Source organism: Dactylosporangium sp. NPDC005572, from assembly GCF_040605515.1.
GTDB lineage: Bacteria > Actinomycetota > Actinomycetes > Mycobacteriales > Micromonosporaceae > Dactylosporangium.
In genome coordinates, this window is sequence record NZ_JBEXCY010000062.1 from 1 (window position 1) to 23,700 (window position 23,700).

Annotated in this window: 17 protein-coding genes and 1 pseudogene; 10 read left to right on the forward strand and 8 right to left on the reverse strand. The window is 67.3% G+C overall.

The annotated features are described in order from the left end of the window. Nucleotides 1-538: 538 nt before the first annotated feature. The gene (locus tag ABZS66_RS27155; protein WP_354762333.1) at nucleotides 539-2,119 is read right to left on the reverse strand and encodes a helix-turn-helix domain-containing protein; all 1,581 of its coding nucleotides are present in this window, start codon (nucleotides 2,117-2,119) and stop codon (nucleotides 539-541) included. A gap of 177 nt (nucleotides 2,120-2,296) precedes the next feature. Between ABZS66_RS27155 and ABZS66_RS27160 the strand changes: the two genes are divergently transcribed. The 8 genes from ABZS66_RS27160 to ABZS66_RS27195 all read left to right on the forward strand — a co-directional run bounded on the left by ABZS66_RS27160 (nucleotide 2,297) and on the right by ABZS66_RS27195 (nucleotide 12,137). Then, nucleotides 2,297-4,126, forward strand: coding sequence for a siderophore-interacting protein (locus ABZS66_RS27160; RefSeq protein WP_354762335.1), 1,830 nt, complete (start codon nucleotides 2,297-2,299; stop codon nucleotides 4,124-4,126). Between the two features lie 38 nt (nucleotides 4,127-4,164). Further along, nucleotides 4,165-5,148, forward strand: a complete 984-nt coding sequence (locus tag ABZS66_RS27165) for an ABC transporter substrate-binding protein (protein ID WP_354762337.1) — start codon at nucleotides 4,165-4,167, stop codon at nucleotides 5,146-5,148. A 74-nt stretch (nucleotides 5,149-5,222) separates the two neighbouring features. Beyond that, on the forward strand, nucleotides 5,223-6,188 hold the full coding sequence (locus ABZS66_RS27170) for an iron chelate uptake ABC transporter family permease subunit (protein ID WP_354762339.1): 966 nt from the start codon (nucleotides 5,223-5,225) through the stop codon (nucleotides 6,186-6,188). 68 nt (nucleotides 6,189-6,256) lie between these two features. Further along, entirely contained in the window at nucleotides 6,257-7,294 is a 1,038-nt protein-coding gene (locus tag ABZS66_RS27175) for an iron chelate uptake ABC transporter family permease subunit (protein ID WP_354762341.1), read from the forward strand. Between the two features lie 35 nt (nucleotides 7,295-7,329). Beyond that, a complete protein-coding gene (locus ABZS66_RS27180) occupies nucleotides 7,330-8,145 on the forward strand; it encodes an ABC transporter ATP-binding protein (protein ID WP_354762416.1) in 816 nt (271 codons plus the stop codon). Next, nucleotides 8,142-9,899, forward strand: a complete 1,758-nt coding sequence (locus ABZS66_RS27185) for an ABC transporter ATP-binding protein (protein WP_354762343.1) — start codon at nucleotides 8,142-8,144, stop codon at nucleotides 9,897-9,899. Before ABZS66_RS27180 ends, ABZS66_RS27185 begins: the two co-directional genes overlap by 4 nt. After that, entirely contained in the window at nucleotides 9,896-11,665 is a 1,770-nt protein-coding gene (locus ABZS66_RS27190) for an ABC transporter ATP-binding protein (protein WP_354762345.1), read from the forward strand. Before ABZS66_RS27185 ends, ABZS66_RS27190 begins: the two co-directional genes overlap by 4 nt. 169 nt (nucleotides 11,666-11,834) lie before the next feature. Next, on the forward strand, nucleotides 11,835-12,137 hold the full coding sequence (locus ABZS66_RS27195) for a hypothetical protein (protein ID WP_354762347.1): 303 nt from the start codon (nucleotides 11,835-11,837) through the stop codon (nucleotides 12,135-12,137). Nucleotides 12,138-12,289: 152 nt separating this feature from the next. On the opposite strand, the gene ABZS66_RS27200 is transcribed toward ABZS66_RS27195, so the two are convergent. The 3 genes from ABZS66_RS27200 to ABZS66_RS27210 all read right to left on the reverse strand — a co-directional run bounded on the left by ABZS66_RS27200 (nucleotide 12,290) and on the right by ABZS66_RS27210 (nucleotide 14,124). Beyond that, nucleotides 12,290-12,604, reverse strand: a complete 315-nt coding sequence (locus ABZS66_RS27200; RefSeq protein WP_354762349.1) for a hypothetical protein — start codon at nucleotides 12,602-12,604, stop codon at nucleotides 12,290-12,292. Continuing rightward, nucleotides 12,601-13,449: an alpha/beta fold hydrolase gene (locus ABZS66_RS27205; RefSeq protein WP_354762351.1), complete on the reverse strand. Its 849-nt coding sequence runs from the start codon at nucleotides 13,447-13,449 to the stop codon at nucleotides 12,601-12,603. Before ABZS66_RS27205 ends, ABZS66_RS27200 begins: the two co-directional genes overlap by 4 nt. A gap of 483 nt (nucleotides 13,450-13,932) precedes the next feature. After that, nucleotides 13,933-14,124, reverse strand: coding sequence for a hypothetical protein (locus ABZS66_RS27210; RefSeq protein ID WP_354762353.1), 192 nt, complete (start codon nucleotides 14,122-14,124; stop codon nucleotides 13,933-13,935). Nucleotides 14,125-15,021: 897 nt separating this feature from the next. Between ABZS66_RS27210 and ABZS66_RS27215 the strand changes: the two genes are divergently transcribed. Then, the gene (locus tag ABZS66_RS27215) at nucleotides 15,022-17,877 is read left to right on the forward strand and encodes a COR domain-containing protein (protein WP_354762355.1); all 2,856 of its coding nucleotides are present in this window, start codon (nucleotides 15,022-15,024) and stop codon (nucleotides 17,875-17,877) included. Nucleotides 17,878-18,203: 326 nt separating this feature from the next. On the opposite strand, the pseudogene ABZS66_RS27220 reads toward ABZS66_RS27215, so the two are convergent. Together ABZS66_RS27220 and ABZS66_RS27225 are read right to left on the reverse strand one after the other, a co-directional pair. Then, nucleotides 18,204-18,338, reverse strand: a pseudogene (locus ABZS66_RS27220) (phosphotransferase); the annotation flags it as partial. A gap of 391 nt (nucleotides 18,339-18,729) precedes the next feature. Continuing rightward, on the reverse strand, nucleotides 18,730-19,920 hold the full coding sequence (locus ABZS66_RS27225; RefSeq protein WP_354762357.1) for an acyl-CoA dehydrogenase family protein: 1,191 nt from the start codon (nucleotides 19,918-19,920) through the stop codon (nucleotides 18,730-18,732). A 120-nt stretch (nucleotides 19,921-20,040) separates the two neighbouring features. Between ABZS66_RS27225 and ABZS66_RS27230 the strand changes: the two genes are divergently transcribed. Beyond that, nucleotides 20,041-20,625: a TetR/AcrR family transcriptional regulator gene (locus ABZS66_RS27230; protein ID WP_354762359.1), complete on the forward strand. Its 585-nt coding sequence runs from the start codon at nucleotides 20,041-20,043 to the stop codon at nucleotides 20,623-20,625. Nucleotides 20,626-20,909: 284 nt separating this feature from the next. Here the strand turns inward: ABZS66_RS27230 and ABZS66_RS27235 are convergent, their stop codons facing one another. Together ABZS66_RS27235 and ABZS66_RS27240 are read right to left on the reverse strand one after the other, a co-directional pair. Continuing rightward, nucleotides 20,910-21,743 carry an MBL fold metallo-hydrolase gene (locus ABZS66_RS27235; protein ID WP_354762361.1) on the reverse strand — a complete coding sequence of 278 codons (834 nt, stop codon included), beginning with the start codon at nucleotides 21,741-21,743 and terminating at the stop codon, nucleotides 20,910-20,912. A gap of 19 nt (nucleotides 21,744-21,762) precedes the next feature. Then, complete coding sequence (locus ABZS66_RS27240) at nucleotides 21,763-23,547, reverse strand: NAD(P)/FAD-dependent oxidoreductase (protein ID WP_354762363.1); 1,785 nt, start codon at nucleotides 23,545-23,547, stop codon at nucleotides 21,763-21,765. Nucleotides 23,548-23,700 lie beyond the last annotated feature (153 nt).

Consider the following 23,700-nt stretch of genomic DNA (forward strand, 5'->3'; position numbering starts at 1 on the left):
CGGCACCATCCATGGTGGCTGCTCGCCCTTCCGCACGGTCGACACTGTAGATCACAGTCTACAAAGGACGGAAGTCCCTAGATCATTCTGTTAGGACTTGTTAGGCCGTTCGGGCGGTGCACCAGTCGCGTCGGTACCCAGGTTCGGGTCGCCTTCGCTGATATCCATAGTCGGACGCTATCCAATGAGCCGATCATCCTCGGCCAATCAGCGGAATTGCCTGCGCGCTTGGCGCCGCGGTTCCACCCGACCGAGCCAAGGCACCAGAACCGCCATGAGATCATCGAACGCCGACATCCGACCAGGCATCGCTTGAATCGACGCCAGTAGACAATCTACATAGGACGATCAACACTCCCGGAGTGGATCATCCTGTCTCGCCCGGCAGTTGGCTCACATCTCACGCACTACGGCGGTCTAGCTCGATCTTGACAGAGAGTGTCCTGCCGCTACAAGCGGCCGCAGCTCTGCGTTGGGATTGAGCGTGCTCGCGCCGCTCTCGATGAACGAGTGGCAAGGCCGCCAACGAAACCCGAGGCTAACGCTTCTCGCCTTCCTGGTATTCGCGTGGCGAGAGCCCGTGGAAGCGGGTGAAGGCAGCACTGAACGTTGGCAGATGTGCGTAGCCGACGCGGCATGCGACCGCGCTGGGTTTGGCGCCGCCGGCGAGCAGGTCGCGGGCTATGCGCATGCGAGTGGCGTACTGCCAGCGGGCAAAGGTCATGCCGGTCTCGTCGCGGAAAGTGCGGTGGATGTCGGCGGGCATGTCGGATGCGGCCGATTCGCCGGACGCGCTGATGTGGCGCAGGTAGTGCATGGCCGCCTCTCGTGCGCGGGGGTCGGTCGGCATCGGTACCGACAGCGCTCGCTGCGCGGCGACTTGATCGGCGAACAGATCAAGGATGTGGCTGGGGTTGTAGTCGTCCGGCCGCACTGGGGTGCGGGCGCTTACAGAGGAGAACATCAGGTAGTCGTCCCAGGCGGGCGAGAACTGGGCCTGCAGCGGCTCGGTCAGTTGCAGGTCCCCGGTACTGGCGTCGCCAAGCGGTAGGGAGATGGAGTTCTCGCGAACACCCGTGACATGCTCCACGCCCGCTGGGATCCAGGTCGCGACGCCCCTGCCCCATTCGTAACGGCGATCGCCGACGTCCAGGTAGCCGCTGCCGCGGTACGCCCAGCACAGCACATGGACATCGTTGGCGTGCGAGGTTGTGCGGGTCGCTGGAAGCAACTCAGGTGCATCAGGCGCGACCTGGCCTTCCCGCACCATCCTGACGAGGTCGTCGGCCTGACGCGCAGCAGTCGCGCGCGAGAGATCACCGATGGCATGGTGCGCCGAGAGCGCACGGCTGAACTCGTAGGGAGTTGACCCGAATTGCTGCCTGAACGCGCGGCTGAAGCCGTTGCGGCTGGCGAAGCCGACCCGTGCGGCCACGTGGTCTCCGCCGTAGCCGGCTGCAAGGTACTCGACGGCAGCGTTCAGTCGGCAGCGCAGCCGCCATTGCTCGAAAGTCAGCCCGGTGTCAGCGCGGAAGTCGCGGAGCAGGGTGCGCGGACTGGACAGCACCCGTGCCGCCCATTCGGCGACGGTGAGGTCGAGCGCGGGATTCCGAAGCAGTTCGTTGGCCACTGCTCGGGCCCCGCTGGCTCTCGGCATGGCCAGCGGATCGACCGGGCACGGCTGGGTGTCTCCGCTTCGCGCAGGCGATCGCCGACCGAGGCCGCGGAGAAGGTCGACGAGGACATCCTGGGAATATCCGTGGCCGGTGAGCGGCGTGATCCTGAGGTTGAAGTGCTGGATCAGCCAGTCCTGCCAGCCATCGGGAATCACGAACTGCCTCGGCTCCGACAAGGCCTCGGCTGCGATGCTCGGATGTGTCAACAACGGGAAGGCGACCGTGCCTGGCTCAGTGACGATCGTCCAAGAGTTGCCGATGTCCGCCGGAATCCAGACGCCCTCGCCTTTGGCGAGCCGAAACTCCGGATTGTTCGCCAACCGGACGCGCGCCGAGCCTGTACGGACCCAGAGCAGGAGATGCTCGGTCTGATCCCATGAGCCGCTCGACCGCACCTGAGGAATCGGTGGCGGTTGGCTCGTGCCCAGCGGAGGTAGATCCACTTCCAGTGCCTCCTAACTATATGGCGATCTGCGCACACCGCTGGAGGTGAGGCTTGCCTAACCTTACCAGCGGATCTCCTGCTGATGGCCGCGCGCGGCCCTGGCCACCCTCGAAGCGATCCGGAAGGACTGTTCCTCAGCATGCCGAAAACCTCACGCCAACTCACCGTGCGTCCCGTGACCCTGCGGGAGGTCGAGGTCGTCCGGGTGGTGGACCTGACGCCGGGGATGCGGCGGGTCACGCTGGCCGGTGCGCAGCTCGGCGAGTTCACCTCGGCAAATGGCTTCCCCCAGCCGGCATTCGATTCGACAGGCTTCGACGACGACATCCGGCTGGCGTTCTGCTACCCCGGCCAGACCGAGCCGGTGCTGCCGGTGCAGCGGGAGAAGAGCATCGACGTGCCAAGAGACCCCCGGCCACTGTCGAGGGTCTACACCGTGCGTCGCTGGGATCCCGAGGCCGGCGAACTCAGCGTGGACTTCGTCAAGCACGGCGTGGGCACGGCGACGACCTGGGCGTACCGCGCCCAGCCAGGTGACCGCATCCATATCGCCGGCCCCGGCAGTTCCAAGGCATTCCCTGCGGGGGTGGACTGGCTGCTTGTGGCAGGCGACGACACTGCGCTTCCCGCAATCGGCCGCCTGCTCGACGAGATCGCCTCGGATACCCGGGCACAGGTGTTCATCGAGATCGCTGCGCACGATCATCGTCAGGAGTTGCATGAACCGCCCGGCGTCGAGGTGACCTGGCTCGTGCGCGACGGCGCAGAAGCGGGTACCACGCCCCTGCTGTTGGATGCGGTCAGGAACTGCGGTTGGTGGGACGGCAGGCCCTTCGCGTGGCTCGCCGGGGAACAGACGACGGTGCGAGACATCCGGCGCCAACTGGTCGAGGACCGGGGCATGCCGAAAGAGGACATCGAGTTCACCGGGTACTGGCGTCGCGGCGAGGTCGTCGCCCTGGAGACCGACAAGGCGGTGCCCGACCCCGAGAAGACGAAAACGCCGTTCGAGAAGCTGCATAACCTGACCGAACTGATCGCGCCGATCGCGATCCGCACCGCCGTCGAACTGGGAATTCCCGAGCTGATCTCCCGCGGCGTGACCGGCGTCAAGGACCTGGCCATCAAAGCGGACGCCAATGAGCGGGCGCTGGGCAAACTGCTGCGCTACCTGCACACCCTGGACGTGGTAATCGAGACTGAACCGGGCCACTACGGCCTGACGCCAGTAGGTGAGGTCCTGACCGTCGAGTTCATGGCCGACCTCCTACATCCCGCCGGGGTGGCGGGGCGCGAGATGCTCGGCATCCACGGGCTCACCGAGTCGATCCGCACCGGCCAGCCGTCATACGCCTCGGTCACTGGCCAAACCTTCACCGAGGTACGGGCCGAACAGGAGTACGAGGACCGCTACCTGGAACGCCTCGCGAAGTTCCAGGCCGCGCTGGCCGAGCCGATCGCCAAGTCGGGACTGCTCGCCGGAGTCCGGCACCTGGTGCTGCACTCCGGCGGTGCCGGGGCCCAGGTCCGGGAGTTCGCCGCCGCCCATGAAGACCTGCGCGTGACGATCTGCGCGTTGCCCGCACAGGCGGACTGGCTGCGTCGCGACCTGCCCGACACGATCCCCGACGAGCAGCAGCGCGCGCGGGTCAATGTGGTCGAGCAGTCTATCTTCGAACCCAGCCCCGCTGCCGACGCCGTGTTCATCATCCGCGCCTTCAAGACCCTGGCCGATGCCGATGCTGCCCATGCGCTGCGCCGAGCAGCCGAGAACCTCCTGCCGGGAGGCCGGGTGCTGCTGGTCGAAGACCTCTTCGACACCGACGACCTCGACGAACACGACGGCGAAGCAGACCTGCTCGCCCTCACCGCACACGGCTCCGGCCTGCGCACCGCCACCGAACTCGACGCGGTCATCGCGCAGGCCGGTCTCGTCCGCGCCGCGCAGCACACCGTCGGCTGGGGCACCAGCGTTCACGAACTCATCCCCGCCGACACCCACTGACGTTCAGCCCAACGAAGCAGAGGAAAACGAATACATCTATGACCACGACACCACTGAGACGCCGCGTCGCGGCCCTCGCCGCCTTGTTGAGTGCCGCGCTCGTCCTCACCGCCTGCGGCAGTGGCGGCGACGACGCCGGCGACAAGGCCGCCAAAACCCGCACCGTCAAGGCCGGCAACGGCACCATCGAGATTCCCGCCGACCCACAGCGAGTGGTCACACTCGGCAACACGAGTCAGCCGTTCATCGACATCGGCGGGAAACCGGTAGGCGTCACGGAGATTTCCGCTTCCGCGTTGGACCTTCTTCCCGCAGCGCAGAAGGCTACGTTCAAGGCCGCCACAGGCCTCGGGGCCGACACGGGTGAGGTCGACCTGGAGAAACTCGCCAGCCTGAAGCCGGACCTCATTCTGATTCAGGTGCCCGACAGTGAGTTCAAGACGATCGAGAAGCAGCTGGGGGCGATCGCCCCGACGGTCTTCTGGGGGCTCGACACCGAGTGGAAGGCCTTCGCAGACGCGCTCGCGGAGGCCGGCAACCTAACGGATGCGGTGAGCAAGCAGAAGGCGGAGTTCAAGGACAAGGTCGCGAAGATCCAGGGGACCTACCGCAAGATCATCGCTGACACCTCGTTCGTCGCGGTCGACCGCTGGGATTCCTCCGATCCCGGGACGTTCGTCATCACGGACATCGGCTGCGTCGAGATCGCCACGGACGACGTCGGCCTGAACACCCCAAAGGCGGCCAGCGGCAACGATCCCTTGGCCTGGACGGACTTGCCGTTCGAGAAGATCGCCGAGCTGTCCAAGTACGACGTGATCCTCTACCCCGTCGGCGCCGAACGACAGCCGAAGAAGGCCTTCGCGCCGGTGGTCGAGACCAACACCTGGAAAGCGCTGCCTGCCGTGAGTTCCGGTCATGCGCTCGGAGTCTTCTGCCCCGGCAACAACTCCTACGGGCCCGTCCTGCAGTACCTGGACTCGCTCGACAGTGCACTGGCGTCCCTCCCCGCTAAGGCGTGACAGCCCTCGCCCTGCGACGACGCGGTCCGGGCACCGTGACGGTGCCCGGACCGCGTCGCCGTCTACTCGGCCTGGTGACAGCGCTGCTGGTGCTTCTCGCCTTGCTGGTGCTGAGCGTCATGATCGGATCGACGGCGATCCCGCTGTCAGTGGTGTGGGACGCGCTGTTCCATCCATCGGCCGATATCGACCAGTTCGCGATCCGCGACTACCGGCTGCCGCGCACGGTCGTGGGTCTGGTCGTCGGTGTCGCGCTCGGCCTGTCGGGCGCGTTGATCCAGGCGCTCACCCGCAACCCCTTGGCCGATCCGGGAATTCTCGGCGTCCATGCCGGTGCGTCCTTCGCGGTGACGGTCGCCGTGGGCGTGCTCGGCGTCCGCGACATTCAGGGCTACATGTGGTTCGCCTTCGCGGGGGCGCTGATCGTCACGCTCATGGTGCTGGCCCTCGGGTCGACGCGGCAGGGGCAGTCGCCGGTGGTCATGGTGCTCGCCGGTGTCTGCGTCGGCGCGGTGCTCGGGGGCGGCAGGGAGGCGCTCCAACTGACCAACCCGGACGCCTTCGACGCGATGCGATCCTGGAACGCCGGTTCGATCGTGGGCCGACCACTCGACCTGGTGTGGCCGATCCTGCCGTTCTTCGCGGTGGCACTCGTTCTCGCCCTCGCCGTGTCGGGCCCGCTCAACGCCATGGCCCTGGGCGACGAACTCGCCGCCGCCCAGGGCGTCCGCCTGGCGCGCACCCGCGTCCTCGCGATCATCGCGCTCACCCTGCTCGCGGGCGGCGCCACCGCGATCGCCGGACCCATCGGCTTCGTCGGACTCATGGTCCCGCACGTGGCGCGCTGGCTCGTCGGGCCGCACCAACGCTGGATCTTCGCCTACAGCATCCTTCTCGCCCCGAGCCTGCTGCTGTCCTCCGACATCCTCGGCCGCCTCATCCTGCAGCCCGGTGAGATTCCCGTGGGCATCGTGACAGCCTTCATCGGTGCCCCCGTGCTCATCGCGATGGTGCGGCGGAAGAAGGCGAGCGGACTATGAGGACAGGCATTTCGTCTCGGTCACGGTTGACTCGCAGTCACTCGACGGGCGGGGCTCCCAGGGAGCGGGTGGACTTCGGGCGGCGCGTGCTGACGTTACGGCGCTGGAGGATCGCGGTGCGGCTTGAGTGGCGCGCGGTCATCGTCTGCGCGGCGCTCGCCCTCGCAGTTGCCTGCATGGCGGTGCTCGCGCTGATGACCGGCTCCTACCAGCTCAGCGCCGGGCAGGTGGTCTCCGCGCTGACCGGCGGTGAGACCGGACTGGTCCACGACATTGTCGTCGAGTGGCGGCTCCCCCGTGTGGCTGCGGCACTGGTGTTCGGTGCCGCACTGGGGGTGAGCGGGGCGGTCTTCCAGTCAATGTTGCGCAACCCGCTCGCGGACCCCGGCATCATCGGATTCTCCCAGGGCTCCTACACCGGCGCGCTGATCGTGATCCTCCTCATCAACGGCACCTACATGCAGTTGGTCGGCGGGGCGTTGCTGGGCGGCATGGCCACCGCCATCGTCGTGTACGTGCTCGCCTACCGGCGAGGCGTGCAGGGATTCCGGCTGATCATCGTTGGCGTCGGCGTCTCGGCGATGCTCGGCTCGCTCAACACCTGGCTAATCCTCGAAGCTGACCTGAAAGCCGCGATGGCCGCCGCTGCGTGGGGCGCCGGGTCACTCAACGGGGTGTCCTGGGATCAGGTGGTCATCGGCGGCGCCTGCATCGCTGTGCTCCTACTGCTGGCGGCGATGTTGAGCCGGCCGATGCGACAGATGGAGCTGGGTGACGATGCGGCCGCCTCCCAAGGAGTACGGGTCTCGCTGGTACGCCTCGGCCTGGTCGTCGCGGGGGTAGCGCTGACGGCGACGGTCACCGCCGCATCGGGGCCGATTGCATTCATCTCCCTGGTCGCCCCGCAGATCGCCCGTCGGCTGGCCCGCACGGCGGGGATCACGCTCGCGCCTGCCGCTTTCGTGGGCGCCCTGCTGTGCCTCGCGGCGGACTACATCGCCCAGCACATCGCCCCGACCCCGCTGCCGGTGGGGATCATCACCGTCATGCTTGGCGGCGGCTACCTCGGCTGGCTGTTGTTCACCGAAGCCAGGAGACACCTGTGAACCTGTCTGCCCCTTCCACCGAGGATCACGACCTCATGCCCGAGCACAACGTCATCGACGCGGCCCGGCTCCGCGTCGCGGGAGCATCCATCGGCTACGACAAGCGGATCATCTCCGAACACCTCTCGGTGTCCATCCCGGATGCGTCGTTCACAGTGATCGTGGGGCCGAACGCCTGCGGCAAGTCCACCTTGCTGCGGGGGCTGGCCCGGCTGCTCAAGCCGACTGCCGGGCAGGTGATCCTGGACGGGGCGGACATCCGGTCCTACAAGACGAAGGAGGTCGCACGACGGGTCGGTCTGCTGCCGCAGACCGCGGCAGCGCCCGACGGGATTACCGTCGCCGATCTGGTCGCGCGCGGCAGGTATCCGTATCAGGGGTTCATCCGGCAGTGGACCGAGGACGACGAGCGCGCGGTGCTGAGGGCGATGGAGGCGGCCGCCGTCACCGACCTGTCGGGCCGCCTGGTCGACGAACTCTCGGGCGGCCAGCGGCAGCGGGTGTGGGTGGCGATGGCACTCGCGCAGCACACCGACATCCTGCTGCTGGACGAACCCACGACATTCCTCGACATCACCCACCAGATCGAGCTCATGGAGCTGTTCACCGACCTCAACCACGTCGGCCACACCCTGGTCGCGGTCCTGCACGACCTCAACCACGCCGCGCGCTTCGGCACGCACCTCATCGCCATGAAGAACGGCACCGTCGTCGCCGAGGGGGCGCCGGCGGACATCGTGACAGCCGAGTTGGTCGAGGAGGTCTTCGGACTGGGCTGTCTGGTCGTGCCCGACCCCGTGGTCGGCACGCCGCACGTGGTGCCCTTGGGCAGGGACCGGAGACAGGCGTGAGGCGTCCCTCGCCCGTCGACCCAGCGGGACTGGGACGAGGACCGCTGACCCGCCGGCTGCCCGTCCTCCTGGACGCACCCGCCGAGCCGCTCGAGGCCCGGCCGTTCGAGGCCGCGGCGGGGATCACTGCGGGCAGGTTCCTGCTGCGCGTGATCTTCTCGGTGCGGCGGGTCAGCGTTCCCGCGATGCTGCTGGCGATCGTGTGGCAGGTGGGCGAGGCGGCGGTCCCGGTGGTGATGGGGCTCGCGATCGACCGGGCGCTGGCGACCGCAGACACGGGACAGCTGACGCTGTGGCTCGGTGCGCTGGTCGCCCTTTACGTCGCGCTGACGGCGGCGGCGAAGCTCGCGCTGCGGCTCACCGCCTGTGCGGTGCAGCTACTGCAGCACCGGCTCCGCAGCACCCTGTCCACCGGCGTGCTGCATCCGGTCGGCGGCACCGCCCATGCGCCAGACGGCAGCGTCGTCTCGGTGATGACGAACGACGTTGCCCGCCTGGCCAACGCGGTGATCCTGGTCATCATGCCGATCGCGAGGATCACGGCCATCGGATTCATCGCGGCATCGCTGTTGGCGACGCACTGGCTGCTCGGACTCGTGGTGCTGATCGGAGCGCCTGTCGCGGTCTGGTTGATGGGCGTGCTCAGCGAGCGGCTCTCCCGGGACACCCGCGAGTACCAGGAGCTGCTGGCCTCCACCGTCGGGCGGGCCGCCGACCTCGTCGCCGGCTACCGCGTCGTCAAGGGGATCGGTATCCGCGCCGAGGCGGAAGCGACGAGGCGGTACCGGCAGGCAAGCCAGCAGACCCTCGCCGGCGCCAACCGCAATGCGGGGCTGCTGGGGAGGCTCCTCGTGGGCTCGGGGGTGGTCACCGGCGTGTTCGTCGCTGCGGTGATGGGGTCGGCGGGCTGGTTCGCCGTGGACGGGCAGCTGAGCATCGGCGAGCTGATCGCCGCCGTCGGCCTCACCCAGGCACTCCTGCCGCAGATCGAGTCCATCGCGAACGCGTCCATCCCCAACCTGGCCGGAGCCCGCGCCTCGGCCGCGCGCGTCCTCGACGTGCTGCGGGACAACGACACCCGCACGGCTGGACCCGGCGACGCGACCCGGTACGAGGTCGCGCCACTACCCGTGCTGGAGATCTCTGTGCCGAGCATCTCTGGGCACGGCACATCGGTCAGGGTGGAGCCGGGCGAGCTCGTGGGAGTCCGTGCCGACGATCGGACCGCGGCTCGCATAGTCGACACATTGCTGGACCCGCGGGCTGGCGGCGAGGTCCAGGTCCGGCTCGACGGACGCTTAGCGCGGGAGCTGTCTCCGGCCGAGTACCGATCCCGGGTCACCGTCGCCCCGCACCGCGCCACGCTGTTCAGCGGCACGCTCCGCGGCAACCTCACCGTCACCACTGATGCGCCCGAGCGGGTGGACGCCGCGGTGCGAGCCGCCGCGTGCGACGACTTCGCAGCCGACCTCGACGTCCCGGTCGGTGAGGGCGGCAACCGCCTGTCCGGCGGCCAGCGCCAGAGGGTCGCGCTCGCCCGCGCCCTGGCGAGCACAGCGCCCGTGCTCGTGCTGCACGACCCGACCACCGCAGTCGACTCGGTCACCGAGCATGCCATCGCCAGCCGACTGCACGATGTCCGTCAGGGGCGCTCAACGCTGCTGATCGCCTCGGCCCCGGCATTGCTCGGTGCCTGCGACCGCGTCATCGAGCTGCTCAATGACGTACCAGCGGACCCAGGGAGCGTACAGTGAGCGGCGAATCCGCGGCGACCTGGAGCACACCAGCCGATACCGGTCTGCCGGTTGCGGGCGGCCGGGCGACCGCCAGGGAGGTGTGGCGACTCAGCCGCGGGCATCGGCTCCGGCTCGCCGCGACCGGCGTGCTCGGGATCGCCAGCACCGGCGTCGACCTGATCCCATCCATGGCGATCGGGTACCTCGTCGACCGCCTGCAGGCAGGCACCGCCGACCTCGGCACCGTGCTGACCATCACAGCAGCGATGGCGTCCGCGGCAGTCCTCAGCGCGGCGGGCACCGCGCTGACGATCGTGCTCGCCACCCGCGCGTACCACACCATCCTCGCCACATTGCGCGAACGACTCGTGGGCCGCGCCATGACAATCCCGCAGCACATTGTCGAACGCGCCGGGACCGGAGACCTGATCTCCCGGTCCAGCGACGACGTCACCGCCGTGGCCGATGCCGCCCCCGCGGTGATCCCGGCGCTCACCGTGACCGCCTGCACCATCGTCGTGTCACTGGGCGGGCTCGCGGTGCTGGAATGGCCCTACGCCGCCGCCTTTGCCGTCGTGCTGCCGGTCTACGTGCTCGCCATGCGCTGGTACCTGCGCACCGGGCCGCAGGTGTACCGCGACGAGCGCACCGCGATGAGCGCACGTGCTCAGCAGATCGTCGAGTCCCAGCACGGCTACGCCACCGTCCTCGGGTTCGGGCTCGCCGAACAGCGGCACCGCGCCGTGATGCGTGCCTCCTGGGGTGTCGCGGTGCAGTCGCTGCGCGCCCGGATCGTGCAGAGCATGCTCAATGCCCGCCTCAACCTCGGCGAGTGCCTGAGCCTGGCCGCCGTACTCGTCGTCGGCTTCGTCCTCATCGACCACGGAGACTCGACCGTCGGCGGCGCCACCACAGCCGCGCTGCTCATCCTGCGCCTGCTCGGACCCGTCAACCAGCTGCTGTTCGTCCTCGACACCCTCCAGTCCGCCCTCGCATCACTGAACCGCATGATCGGCGTCGTCACCATCCCAGCAGCGGACAACGCCGAGGATTCGTTGACACCGGCAGACACGGCGACCGCCATCCGGCTCCACAAGGTTGCATTCCGCTACGGCGACGGTCCCTGTGTGCTCGACGACATCACGCTCGACGTCCCGGCCGGTCAGCGCGTCGGCGTCGTCGGCGCCTCGGGCGCCGGCAAGACCACGCTCGCCGCCGTGATTGCCGGCATCCACCGACCTGAGACCGGGAGCGTCGTCCGGCCCGACCGTACGGCAGTCATCACGCAGGAAGCTCATGTGTTCGCGGGGACTCTGCGCGAGAACTTCACCCTCGCCGCGCCTGATGCCACCGACTTCGACATCCGCGCGGCGCTCGACACTACCGGCACAGCCGGGCTGCTCGACCTGCTTCCCGACGGCCTCGACACTGTAGTCGGCACCGGCGGACACCGACTCACCGACGCACAGGCACAGCAACTCGCCCTGGTCCGTCTCTTGCTCGCCGACCCGGAACTGGCAATCCTTGACGAAGCGACCGCCGAGGCCGGCTCGGCCCACGCCGGCCTGCTCGACCGTGCAGCCGACGCAGTGCTGGCGGGGCGCACCGGGTTGGTGATCGCCCACCGGCTGTCCCAGGCCGCTACCTGCGACCGGATCGTCGTGATGGAGCACGGCCGTGTGACCGAGCAGGGCACCCACCACGACCTCGTGGCACGGGGCGGCACCTACGCCGATCTGTGGAGCACCTGGAGCGCCGCTCGTGGTGAGGATCTGGTGCGGTGAGGTGCAGTTCGGCCGCGATCTCCGCGAAAAGTGGCGCTGTTTGGTGTCTTGGTGGGTGCGGCGGTTGGGCAGCGGTGGGAGGCTGCCAGGAGCAGGGCCGGCGGGCTGCTGAGGCGTCGTCGTTCCTTGCTGTCGCGGGCTGGAATCCGTCGCGGGCAGGGATGGCCAGGTGATCATCGAAGGGAGCATTGCGGTTACCAATGGCGGCCCGATGCCGGTCGAGGTCGCCGGCGCTGGAAAGGCGGCTGACGTCATGGTCTGGGGTCAGCAGTGGATTGCGCCGGCTGCCACCGGCTGGTTTGCGGTGAGCGCGACCGTCACCTGTGCGGACAACGTCGCGGCTATGGCTGTGCCGGTCGACCTTTCGGTGGCCACTGCCGACGGCTCGCGCCGGATGATGACGCTGGAGCTTCCGTTGATCGGCAGCCGCTGGTACGAATTCGTGGTGCAGGATTGCGCGATGGCACGCTGAACAGTGCGGTATCTAGGGCTTCGCCGTCAGTTGGGGTGAACCGGACCGGCGTACAGGCCAGCCTGGGCAGCGACCTCAAGGTGCGCCGCCAGGTGTAGCTCTGCGTTGGCGAGACCCAGCCGAGTTACTGGATACGCGCGCACGTGGCGTCATCATCGGTTCCATAACCCTGACGAAGATCTACCCTCGCGCCGGTTCGCCATGGCGGAGCGATTGACGGTTTCGTCGAGCACTTTGAGGATCCAGTCCCGGTAAGCCGTCCCGATCGCGGCGCACTCAACGTTGCCGATCCGGACCCGCTCGATGGTGTAGTGGTGCCGTTCGTGTGCGGTGTTGTCATCACCGATCATGACCCGCGACCGTCTGATGCGCAGGACGTCAGCTCCGTCAGTGCTGATCATGCCCGTGCCGTGGATCGGCGCGTACACCCGAACCGGTTGGTCGTATTCGTCCTTCCGCCGTGTCATCGCAGATCCTCGTCGCCGTCCGGCCGCCCGGAGTGCTGCACGATGGTGTTGTGGTCGCCGACTACGACGTTCCTGCTGTTGTTGACCGTCACCGATGGCCGTCGCCCATTCGGCGGCCGCGGCGGGAGGCGGTTGTGGGCCGACAGATCGGTCAGCAGATGGTGCCGAACCGTCTCGGCGGTGCTGCCGCCCGGTGATTCCGGGTCGAGGATCGAGTAGTGGTTGCCCGCGATACTGCCGGCGCCCGGGAACGTGGCTTGCGCGGACGCGGCCGGGACGACGCCGTCGGCGATGCCGGCGTAAACGTGCACCGGTATGCGACACCGGTACTCGCCGATGCCGCTGGCGTTGACGATGTCCTGCAGTACCGCTCGCTGGGTGTCCGCGACCTCCCGGTTCAACGTCTCCAGCTCGCCCGCCTGGGGATGGCGGCGGTAGCCCAGATAGCGGCGCAGCGAGCGCAGGTAGTCGGCGCCGTTGTTCGGGCAGACCAGGGTCACCACCGAAGCGATCCGGGCGAGTTCGCGGCCGCGGTGCTCGTGCAGCATCCAGACGAGGAAGCGCTGCAGGATTAGGCGGCCCTGGCTGTGGGTGACGAACACGACGGCGCCCGCATCAGCGAGCCGCACGCTGTACTCGTTGGCGAGGGCCTGTGCGATGTCCTCGTAGTCCGGGATCCGAGTGGGCGAGAACGGTAGCCGCGGCGCCTTGGGCGACGGATACCCAAAGTGGTGGATGCGCAGTCCCGCGAGGCGCTCGTCGTGGGCCCACACGGAGGTCAACCGGTCCCAAGTCCGCGGCGAGGACCAGAAGCCGTGGACGGTCACCAGAGTCGCGTCGATCATCACCCACCCCATCGACGTAACGGAAAGTGATCACAGCAATACAGGTCAATGTATGGGCGCCACTTTCGCCCCGGCAACCGTCGGCTACGACTGGTTTCCGACAGGACGCCCTGGGCGGTATTGAGGATTCTCGCGGACGTCGCGTTCGACGTCGACCGCGCCGCCGACAGGGCATTTTGGACATTGGCGGCGGTCGAAGTGCTGCGCCGAAACTGCGTCCGGGTCGAGCGATGCTGGGGCTGACCCATCTGAGCATCCGGTAGCATCAGGCCCGGCCGGGGACACGGTGGCGCTGATGCAGATCACCCCTCCAGGGCGGACCGCAAACGGGTTGATCCAGCCCGACCCGACCTGATCGCGTCCTGGCCCGAATCGTCCGCCGCGTCAAGGATGTCACTGGCACCGTTCCGCTGCTCAGTCGGTACGACGCGCATGAGCGCACGGTCGGCCCACAAAGCTGCCCCATCTGTTCCGGCGGGTGAGTTATGCCTCCTTGAGGTCATGAACGCGGTGTTCCTGCGTGACCGGATCGCCGAACTGGTCGAGCGGGCGGGCATCGTCGGCGTGGACGGCAGTGCGCTGCGGTTCACGCCGGACGACTTCTTGGCGCATCTTCTCCACCGAGGCGGGCAACGGGGACTGCCGATCGGAATCGCCGCGAAGCTCCTCGGCCACCTTGACCTCAACACCACCTGCGGCCGTCTAAGCCGAGCAGGTCATCGCCCACTACCGCCACCAGGTCGACGCGCCCGCCGCGGAAGCTGGCCCGCAAGTCACGATCGTCGGCGACCGCAGCGAAACTGCCTGGCGTCGGACAGATCAACCTGGCGCAACTCGTCGCCGAAGTCGGGCTGATCCTCAACTGGGTGGAGTCCGCCGAACAGGCTGCCGCCGAGGGTGGCACCATACCCGATGGTCACTGACCGCGGCGCGCGTATTAGCTGCCTGTCAGCCCTCCGGCGATCCCTGCTGCGCCGACCGGAATGGACCACTCCGCCTGCGCAGCGGGTTGCGCTCCTCCGGCCAGCTGCAGACTCGGCCGAGGGGCCGGGTCGTGGCCCGGCCGCGTCCCGGCGGCGGCAGGCCCGGCGTCAGCCGGAATCAGACCCGGAGAGCATCCCGCCGGTGCCAGTGCATTCGCCTGGCACCTTCCAAGATCCGGGCCAGCCAGTACGGACGGATCCCCGCCAGCACGCGCCGACCTGGACCGTTGCCAAACGGCGGATCCCTTTCGGAACACAAAGGTCCACCGTGGACGAGATCGAGTGTGGCGGTTGATCTATGTTTCCGCAGGCCAGCCAGCTCTTGATGGCCAGAGTCTTGATAGGTGCTGTTCTACAGGCCCGATTGCGTCTGATATCCAGCGAAACATCCGTCCACTATGGAACGACGTTGGAGTCGCGTCCGTCGACCGACGTCTGGTTGGACGACACGTTCGCGCGATACGACCGGCTCTCTCGAGTCCGCCCGGGTCGCGGCCTGGTAACGCTTGCGCGGTTGGGATACGAACGCCCCACCGCTCGGCTACCCTGCGGTCGTACCCAGACATGACGACACTGCGGCGAGAGCGGAGTGCCCACGTTGACCTCACCCGGAAAACGCGGCCAGCCCTTTGCCGCGGCCGGCGACCTAGACCTGGGGGGCCTTGATCTGACCGAGCTGCTCGACACGACGATCGGCGACAATGGCATGCGACCGAAAGACGTGCGGGTGCTGCGGCTACACGGCAACCAGCTGCGTGACTTGAGCCCAGCGGTCATGGCTGGGTTCGTCAACCTCCACACCATCGACCTGTCGAACAACGAGTTCACCGAGTTCCCGGCTGCGTTGCGCGCCTGCCGGCACCTGACGAAGGTGAACTTGGATCTCAATCGGATCCACAGGTTGCGCTTCCCGTCGGGGCACCCGGTGTTCATACGGTCGCTGTCGCTGCGCCGCAATGGCCTCATCGCAATCGAGCCGGACCTCAACAACCTGCAGTACTTGGAGGACCTCGACGTCGGGGACAACCTCCTCGGCGGACTGCCCGGCTGTTTCCTCTCCGAACTACGCGAATTCCGGCTCGACCGCAATCCTGGCCTGTCGGTCGGCGGGGAAGTGCTTGGCCTGCCACGGCTGACACTGCTGGACCTGTCGAGCAACGGACTCACGAACCTGGACCCGCAACTGGCGAAGCTGCCGCCAGGCGTGGACCTGCGCGTCGACGACAACTTCCTGGATCCGACACTGGCCAACGCGCTGGAGCATGGCATCGACGCGGCCCGGCTCTTCATTCACAGCATCGCCCGCGACGGTGTGCGCCACTACGAGGCCAAAGTGGTCCTAGTCGGTGAGGGCAACGTCGGGAAGACTTCGCTGGTGGAGGCTCTTCGCGGCAATCCGTTCGTGGTCAACCGGCCCACCACCCACGGAATCGAGATCAACACGATGGTGGTGGAGCATCCCGACCCGGATGTGCCCGACCCGCTGACGCTGCGGACGTGGGACTTCGGCGGCCAGGAGGTCTACCGGGTCACGCACCAGTTCTTCTTCAGCCCGAATACGGTTTACCTCATCGTGTGGCGGCCCCGCGAGGGCCAGGAGGAGAATGCCGTTGCCGACTGGATCCGCCGCATCCGCCTGAGGATCGGGCGCGCGGCCCGGATCCTGGTCGTCGCCACGCACGGCGACGAACGGCAGCCCGAGCTGGACTTCGCGTCGCTGCGTCAGGCATTTGGTGACGTACTGGTTGGCACGCTCACGGTCGACAGCGCAAGCGGCCTTGGCATTCAGGAGCTGGCCAGCGCCATCCGGATCGCGGCGGCCGGCATGCCGCACATGGGCAGCCCAGTCAGCGAACGGTGGCTGATCGCCCGCGATCAGATCACCGCGATGGACCGGGCGTACCTGACGCGGGAGGAGTTCGACCGCTGCTGTGCGGACTACGGTGCGCTGGAAGACGACGAGATCGACGTCTTCCTGTCGTTTCTGCACCAGTTGGGCTACGTCGTCTACTTCGGCGACGACGACGGCCTGCGCAACTTCGTCGTCCTGCAGCCGGAATGGTTGACCAAGGCGATCAGCTACGTCCTCGAGGACCGCGCAACCAGGTTGAACGGCGGCATGCTCGATCACAGACGCCTGGAGTACATCTGGCTGGGCGGCGCGCCGGGCTATCCCCGCTCGCTACATCCGTACTTCCTGCGCCTGATGGAGAAGTTCGACGTGTCCTACCGCGTCGAGGGAGCGGAGGAGAGCCTGGTCGCCCAACTGCTGCCGTACGAGCGGCCCGACTTCGACTTCCCGTCCGTGGCGTGGGATCTCCCGGCCGGCATCTCGGAGTTGCGGCTGCAGTGTCGATTCTCCGATGACCCGCTCGGCCTGATGCCCTGGCTGATCGTGCGCAATCAGCGGTTCGCCGACGGTGTGCGTTGGCGGCGTGGGATGGTGCTGCGTCATCCGGTGTACGAGACGGAGGGCCTGATCGAACTGGGCCGCGACCGTACGCTCACGATCACCGTGGTCGGTGAGGCGCCCCGGTTCTTCTTCAACACCCTGCGCGACACCTTGGAATACCTATGCGCGACCCGGTGGCCCGGCCTCCAGTATGAGATCGTGGTGCCGTGCAAGGGTGGCAGCGAGCGTCACGCGACGGTCGCTCGGTGTACCGGCCTGTTCCCGGTCCGTGCGCTGGAGAAGCTGCAGGCCCGCGGCACCATGACGGTTACCTGCCTGTCATGCGTCGAGAACGTGAGCATCAGTTCGCTGCTCGACGGGTTCGACTCTGCGTCGAACCCGATCAACGAGCTGCGTCGCGAGGTCGGCGGCCTGCGGCGCGAGATCACCGACCAGGCGGCCGCGATGCGATCGGTCATGCGTGCCTTCGACCAGGAGGTGACCGACTGCCCACGCCTGGTGAGTATTGCCCCGACGGACCCGGCCAAGTTTGACCCGCGCAGGGCCTGGCAGTCGAGATGGCGGCTCGCCCTGTGGTGTGAGGAGCACGGCAGCCAGCACGAGGTTCCGCCGGCGTACACGTTCACTCGGCCGCGGGAGTGGTTCGTTGACGTGGCCCCGTACCTACGGATCGCCGTGCGCATCGTGGGCGTGGTCGCCCCCATCGTCGGCGGCGGGGCGAAGCTGATAACCGACGATCAGACCACCAGTAACGTATCGGCGCTGATCAAGTCGCTGGGCGACGCGGTGTCAGTCGACGCCACCGATCGCGATGTCGACCAGTCCGGTCTGACCCGGGCCGAGGGCGCAGCACTGCGGCGGCTGCGCGAACTGCTGCTCGAATTGGACCCGAACCGGGGCTTCGCCGACCTGCGGCGGGTTCGATCTCCCACTGGCCAGTACCTCTGGCTGTGCCCGGAGCACTTCGCCGTGTACGAGCCGAACCTGCCGAGCCTGCCGTACCCGACCGGCCCGGTGACGCCCAGCCGTTGAGTAAGCGAAAGGCGAGGCCATCGGGCCCACGGACCGACGCAGGCCCGTTCGCGGACGCGACACCGACGGCGGCTGTGCCGGATCGCACAAACTTCCGGTCGGTGTTTCGATCGCGTCGCTCTTGCTGGGACCAGGGGCGGAGTTGGCCATAAACATGGGCGACGACGACGGGGGAAGGCCTCTTCGTATCCCATGGAATCGGATGGGTTACGAGCGAGGGAGGTGGCTGTGAGGAGATAGCGCTGCGCGAGATCGGCTGTGGCGGGAAGCCGGGGTCTGGTGGAGGCGGCCGAACCGGCCAGCACAGGTTCGAACTCGGGGGCGGCATAGACCAGATGGAGACCGAGGTTGGCTATGGGATCGCCCAGAGTAACCATTTCCCAGTCGACGACAGCACGCACGATCGCCGGGTCGACGGGATCAATGACGGCGTTGTCGATCCGGAAGTCGCCATGCACAATCGCGGCCGCTTTCCGCGGGACATTGTTCGGCGAGCCGGGGATGGAGTCTGTCTACGTCGTTGATGTGACGGGTGTGGACCCGGTGCCACTGGTCGTTTCAGCGACGGACCTGCCGGGGCGAGATACCCTTCCGCCCTGCCGAACTCGGCGAGCCCGACACCGGAGGGGTCGACGGCGCGCAGCCGGGCAAGCACATCGACCAAGCTGTGCCCGCAGCGGTGGATGTCCCCCGCGGGCAGCGTGTGCAGCTGTTCCTGGGTCCGGATGACCACGCCGTCCACGTGCTCCACCACCGTGAACGGTCCGCCGCGGAACACGGGGACGTGCTCGGCGAAGAACCGCTCCAGCGCCGGCAGGTCGAGACCGTCGACCGCGCCGTTTCCAGAGCCCGTCATTGTGTCGTCCGCTCGTGGTGCCGGACAGCGCGGCGAGCGATGGCCCAGCGATGGGTCTCGGAGGGACCGTCGTAGATCCGGAAGGGACGGACCTCGCGGAGGAACCGGCCGAGCAGGATGTCACCGGAGACACCGAGCGAGCCGCAGATCTGTAGCGACCGGTCGACCACCCGCCAGACCGCTTCGGCGCAGAACGTCTTGGCGATGGAGGTGGCCTGTGCGGCGGACCGACCCTGATCGAGCTCCCAACAGGCGCGGAGGATGAGGCCACGCGCGGCGGCGATGTCGATCTCGTTGTCGGCGATCATCTGCTGGACCATGCCGAGCTCCGCGAGCCGAGAGCCGAACAGTCGGCGTTCGGCGGCTCGGCCCACCGCGATGTCGTGGGCGCGACGCGCGATGCCCAGCCATCGCATGCAATGCGTCATACGCGCCGGGCCAAGCCGGACTTGGGCGTACCGAAAACCCTCGTCAACCTGGCCGAGAACGGTCTCGTCGCCGACCATGCAGCCGTCGAACACCAGCTCGGCGTGGCCTCCGTAGAGGCTTTCGTCGAGTGTTTCGATGTGGCGGACCTTTTTCATGCCGGGGTTGCCGGCGTCGATGAGGAACATCGTCGCGCCGCCGTTGTCGCCTGGCTCGCCAGAGGTTCTGGCCATGCAGATCGCGAAGCTTGCGCCGTCGGCGCCGGTGATGAACCACTTGCGTCCGTCGATGCGCCAGCCGCCAGGGGTCTTCTCCGCGCGAGTGGTCAGCGCGCTCGGGTCAGAACCGGCCCCGGGTGCGGGTTCGGTCATCGCGAAGCACGAGCGGATCTCACCGGAGGCGAGTGGACGCAGATAGCGGTCCTTCTGCTCGGCCGTCGCGATGGCTTCCAGCATGTGCATATTGCCTTCATCGGGCGCGGCGATGTTCAGTGCCAGTGGCCCCAGCAGCGAGTAACCGGCCTCCTCGAACACGGCGGCCCGCCCGCGCATATCCAGTCCGTGCCCACCGAACTCAGCGCCCACGTGCGGGGCGAACACACCGGCTTCCTTCGCGGCCCACTGCAGCTCGGTCCTGATCTCCTCCGAGCGCGCGACACCCTGGCACCGTTCCTCGATCGGTATCACCGTCTCGCGGACGAACTCGGCGGTCCGGCGTACCAGGTCATCGACGACCGGCTCCGGGGTCAGGTCGATGCCCATGTCTTGGCTCCAAGTGGCTAATTACTATTAGCCGCGACTGTAGCGGCCTGTTACCCAGGTATCAAGGAATCTTGCGTCGTGGGCTATGGTTGATTAGCTCGCCGTTGTGGAGGAGGCGTTATGGCCAGGTCTGCTTCGTCGCGGGCAGGCGACATCCGAGCTGCCGCACTCGAGTTGTTCACCAGGCTCGGATACGAGGCGACAACGATGGCCGACATCGGTGCCGCCGTGGGTATCCGGGGACCGAGTCTGTACAAGCATGTGGCGTCCAAACAGGAGCTGCTGGCGCAGATCATGACCAGCACGATGGAGGGCCTGCTCGCCGCGCACCTGGCAGCCGTCGCGACCACCGAGGACCCGACCGAGCGCCTGCGCCGCGCCGCCGAGGCGCATGTGCGCTACCACGCCAGGCACCGGCTCGAAGCATTCGTCGGCAACCGTGAGATCCGCGGCCTCGTCGAACCGCATCGCGGAGAGGTGCTGGCACTCAGAGCCGAGTACGAGGCCTGCTTCCGCGAGCTGGTCAACGCCGGGATCAGCGCAGGCCGCTTCGGCGTCGGCTCCGCCCGCCTCGCCTCCTACGCCATCCTTGACCTGGGAATGGGGGTTGCGGTCTGGTTCCGCGAAGACGGCGAACTGACCGAGGACACCGTGGTATGGCAGCACGGCGAGTTCGCGCTCCGGATTGTCGGTGTGAAGGCGTAGACCCTTGGTTGCGAAGGCACTGCTAACCCGAACTGAGGGCCATGCTGTCCGGCGCTCCACAGGGCCTCCCCTCCCCACTCTTGTCCAACATCTACCTGCGCACGCTGGACGAGTTCGTCGAGACAGTTCTGATTCCGCGCTGCGTCGTAGAGACCTCCATGCTCAAGACCTGGCAGGCAAACACCGCTCGTCGATGTCAAAGATGGGCGCCAAATACAAGGCCAAGATCCGGACACTGCACGGGGTGCGCACCTGCTTCGAACCGCCGCCCAGCCAACATTCGGTCAACGGATGGGCAGATCGACGATGGTGTCATTCCCTTCGAAGCGCCCCCAGCGCATGCCCGGGAAATGCGATCCGACGAACGGGACCTGGGTGTCGGACAGCAACTTCCGGTAGTGATAGACCACCGCGAGGGCCTGTTCGTCGTTCTCGTGGGCGTCGAGGTGCCAGTCGTCGGCGACGAGTTCCATGTAGCCGTGCACGACGTCGCCGAGGATCAGGCCCTCCTCACCGCCGTCGGTAAGGCGGAGCACTGTCGTACCCGGCGTGTGCCCGGCAGCGTCGAGGGTCTCCAGGCCCGGGAACAGTTGCGAGTCGCCGGTCCAGCACTCGATCCGGTCGGCGATCGGGCCGAGCCGCGGCTGCGGCGCGTCCAACTCCGGCTTGGCCAGCACGTGCTCCCAGGCGGGGATCTCGTAGTCGGTGGCCATGAAGTGTTCCCAGTCGCGCTGGTCGCAGCGGTAGGTGGCGTTGGTGAAGAACGGCTTGCCGTAGAGGGAGGCCCAGCCTATGTGGTCGAAGTGCAGGTGGGTGAACAGCACATCAGTGATGTCGTCCGGGTGGACGCCGAGAGCGGCCAGCCCGGAGCGCAGGGCACCGCCGGCGAACGGGAAGGTCGGGTTGTTGCCGACGCCGGTGTCAACGAGGATCAGCCGGTCGGGAAGGCCTTCGATGAGGAAGCTGCCGACGGTCTGCACCGGGTTGCCGGTCGAGTGGCACATGGAGGCGGTGAACTCCCGCCATTGATCGTTGGTGTGTCCGGCGTAGTACGTCTCGGTGGGGATCGCCACTTCACCGTCGACGACCGAGGTGATGTTCAGACTGCCGATGCGCATGGGGTGTGGTCCGTCCTGTTCAGAGCGGTGTGCGGCTGGGGTGTCCGGGGGCGGTGAACCCGGCGGGGACGCGGTGCTCGAGTTCGGCCTGAATCTCGAGTGCGACGAGCGGGGCGTACCAGCGTCCGGCGCAGATGCCGCTGCCGGCGATGGCCAGGCGCGGCTGGGCCGGGATCGGCTTGTACTGCTGCCGTTCCGGCTCGCCGCCGGCGTCGAAGCCGGCGACGTCTCCGATGGAGTCGGCGACCGCCTTGCCGAAGAACCGTTCCAGGATGACCCGCTGGTTCTCGTATCCGGTGGCCAGTACCACCGCGTCGAACTCGAGGATCTCGCTGTTGGTCAGCTGGACCCCATTGGGCACGAACCGGTCGATCTCGTCGTACTGCCGAACCTTGATGTCGCCGCTGATGACCGCCTCGGACGCGCCGACGTTGATGTAGTAGCCGCCGGCGACTTCGAAGTATTTGGCGAACCAGCCATACGGCGACCAGTCGATCTGGAAGCCGGCGGACTCGAGTCCTTCGTGCAGTTTGCGGTCCAGATCGTTGCCCAGCGCGGTGACGAACTTGAAGTTCTCCATCATGGTGGGCCGGACCTGGGTCGCCAGCCACCGCTTGTCCAGCACGTCGGTCGGCACGTCGCGGGTGTTGAAGGCGCCGTAGTTGATGTTTGCGGTGGGCAGGTCGACGATGCAGATCGGCCCGCGCTGGAACATCGTCGGGGTGCCGCCGTGCACGGCGACGTCGAGCGCGATGTCGTGGGCGCTGGTGCCGGCGCCGACGACCATCACCTTCTTGCCGGTGTAGTCCGCACCGGAGCGGAAGCCTTCGCTGTGGGTCACCGTTCCGGCGAAGTCGCCGAGGCCGCGCAGTGTGGGGATGCGGGGGGTGCCGCTGCCGCCGGTTGCTAGGACAAGGAACTTGGGGTGCATGACCCGTTCGGAGCCGTCGGCCAGCTGGATGCGGGCGGTCCACTGCTCAGTCTCGGGGTCGTAGCTGCCGTCGAGGAAGGACGTGGAGTTCCACAGGTTGAGGTCCAGGGCCTTGACGTAGACCTCGTACCAGTCGGCGAGCCGATCCTTGGAGATGTAGTCGGGGAAGCTGATGGGGAAGGGTAGGTGCAGGAACTGCATCATGCCGTGGGGCTGGTGCAGCACCAGGGATTCGTAGCGTTTGCGCCAGCTGTCGCCGGGCTGTTCGTGCTTGTCGATGACCAGTGCGTCGATGCCCAGCCGGCCGAGGGCTGCAGCGACGAAGACGCCGTTGTGTCCGGCGCCGACGATGAGGACCTCCGGCTCGCGGTCGGTGTAGCTCTTGCGGTGCGCCTGCGATCGTCGTTCGTTGACCAGTTCCTGGTGGTTGTAGCGGCCGAACTGGGGCCACTTCGGTTTCCGGTCGCGCAGGCCGGTCAGCCGGGTGAACAGGACGGTAGCGCGCAGCCCGGCCGGTGAGTCGTCATCGGAGACCACATTGACCAAGCCGTCGGCGAAACCGGCCGCGGTGTCGAACGTGAAGTTGATTTCGTACGTCTCGGTCGGTGCGGTGGTGACCGCGGAGACCGGATCGACCTCGAAGTTTTTGTCGATGGCGAAGTTCGCGGGCTCGATGTCCTGGACGGTGGCCCACAGGTAGGCCTCGATGGCGTCGCGGTCGTGGAACTGGCGGAAGTTCCAGGTGAAGGCCAGCAGGTCCCGCCAGACGGCGCCCGGCGTGAATAGGCGTTGGAACAGGCTGTTGTCGTGTGTCGCGAGGGCCGTCTCGAAATGGGTCAACCAGGTGGCGGCCTGCTCGTCGATGTCCGGCATGATCGTCCCACTCTCTCAGTGGCGTTCGATATCTGCACATCGGAGTTCGATAACTGGTTGGACACTAACGGCGGGCATGCCGCCAGTCAAGGCTTCCCGTCCTTGACCCGATAGGCGCCCCTCACTACGCTGCCGAGCATGTATCGAGCCGCC

Bases quoted from the DNA above. Each gene is read 5' to 3' on its own strand.
- ABZS66_RS27230 (WP_354762359.1), top strand. From the start codon at position 20,041: ATGGCCAGGTCTGCTTCGTCGCGGGCAGGCGACATCCGAGCTGCCGCA.
- ABZS66_RS27240 (WP_354762363.1), bottom strand. From the start codon at position 23,547: ATGCCGGACATCGACGAGCAGGCCGCCACCTGGTTGACCCATTTCGAG.
- ABZS66_RS27205 (WP_354762351.1), bottom strand. From the start codon at position 13,449: ATGATCGACGCGACTCTGGTGACCGTCCACGGCTTCTGGTCCTCGCCG.
- ABZS66_RS27200 (WP_354762349.1), bottom strand. From the start codon at position 12,604: ATGACACGGCGGAAGGACGAATACGACCAACCGGTTCGGGTGTACGCG.
- ABZS66_RS27180 (WP_354762416.1), top strand. From the start codon at position 7,330: ATGCCCGAGCACAACGTCATCGACGCGGCCCGGCTCCGCGTCGCGGGA.
- ABZS66_RS27225 (WP_354762357.1), bottom strand. From the start codon at position 19,920: ATGGGCATCGACCTGACCCCGGAGCCGGTCGTCGATGACCTGGTACGC.
- ABZS66_RS27165 (WP_354762337.1), top strand. From the start codon at position 4,165: ATGACCACGACACCACTGAGACGCCGCGTCGCGGCCCTCGCCGCCTTG.
- ABZS66_RS27235 (WP_354762361.1), bottom strand. From the start codon at position 21,743: ATGCGCATCGGCAGTCTGAACATCACCTCGGTCGTCGACGGTGAAGTG.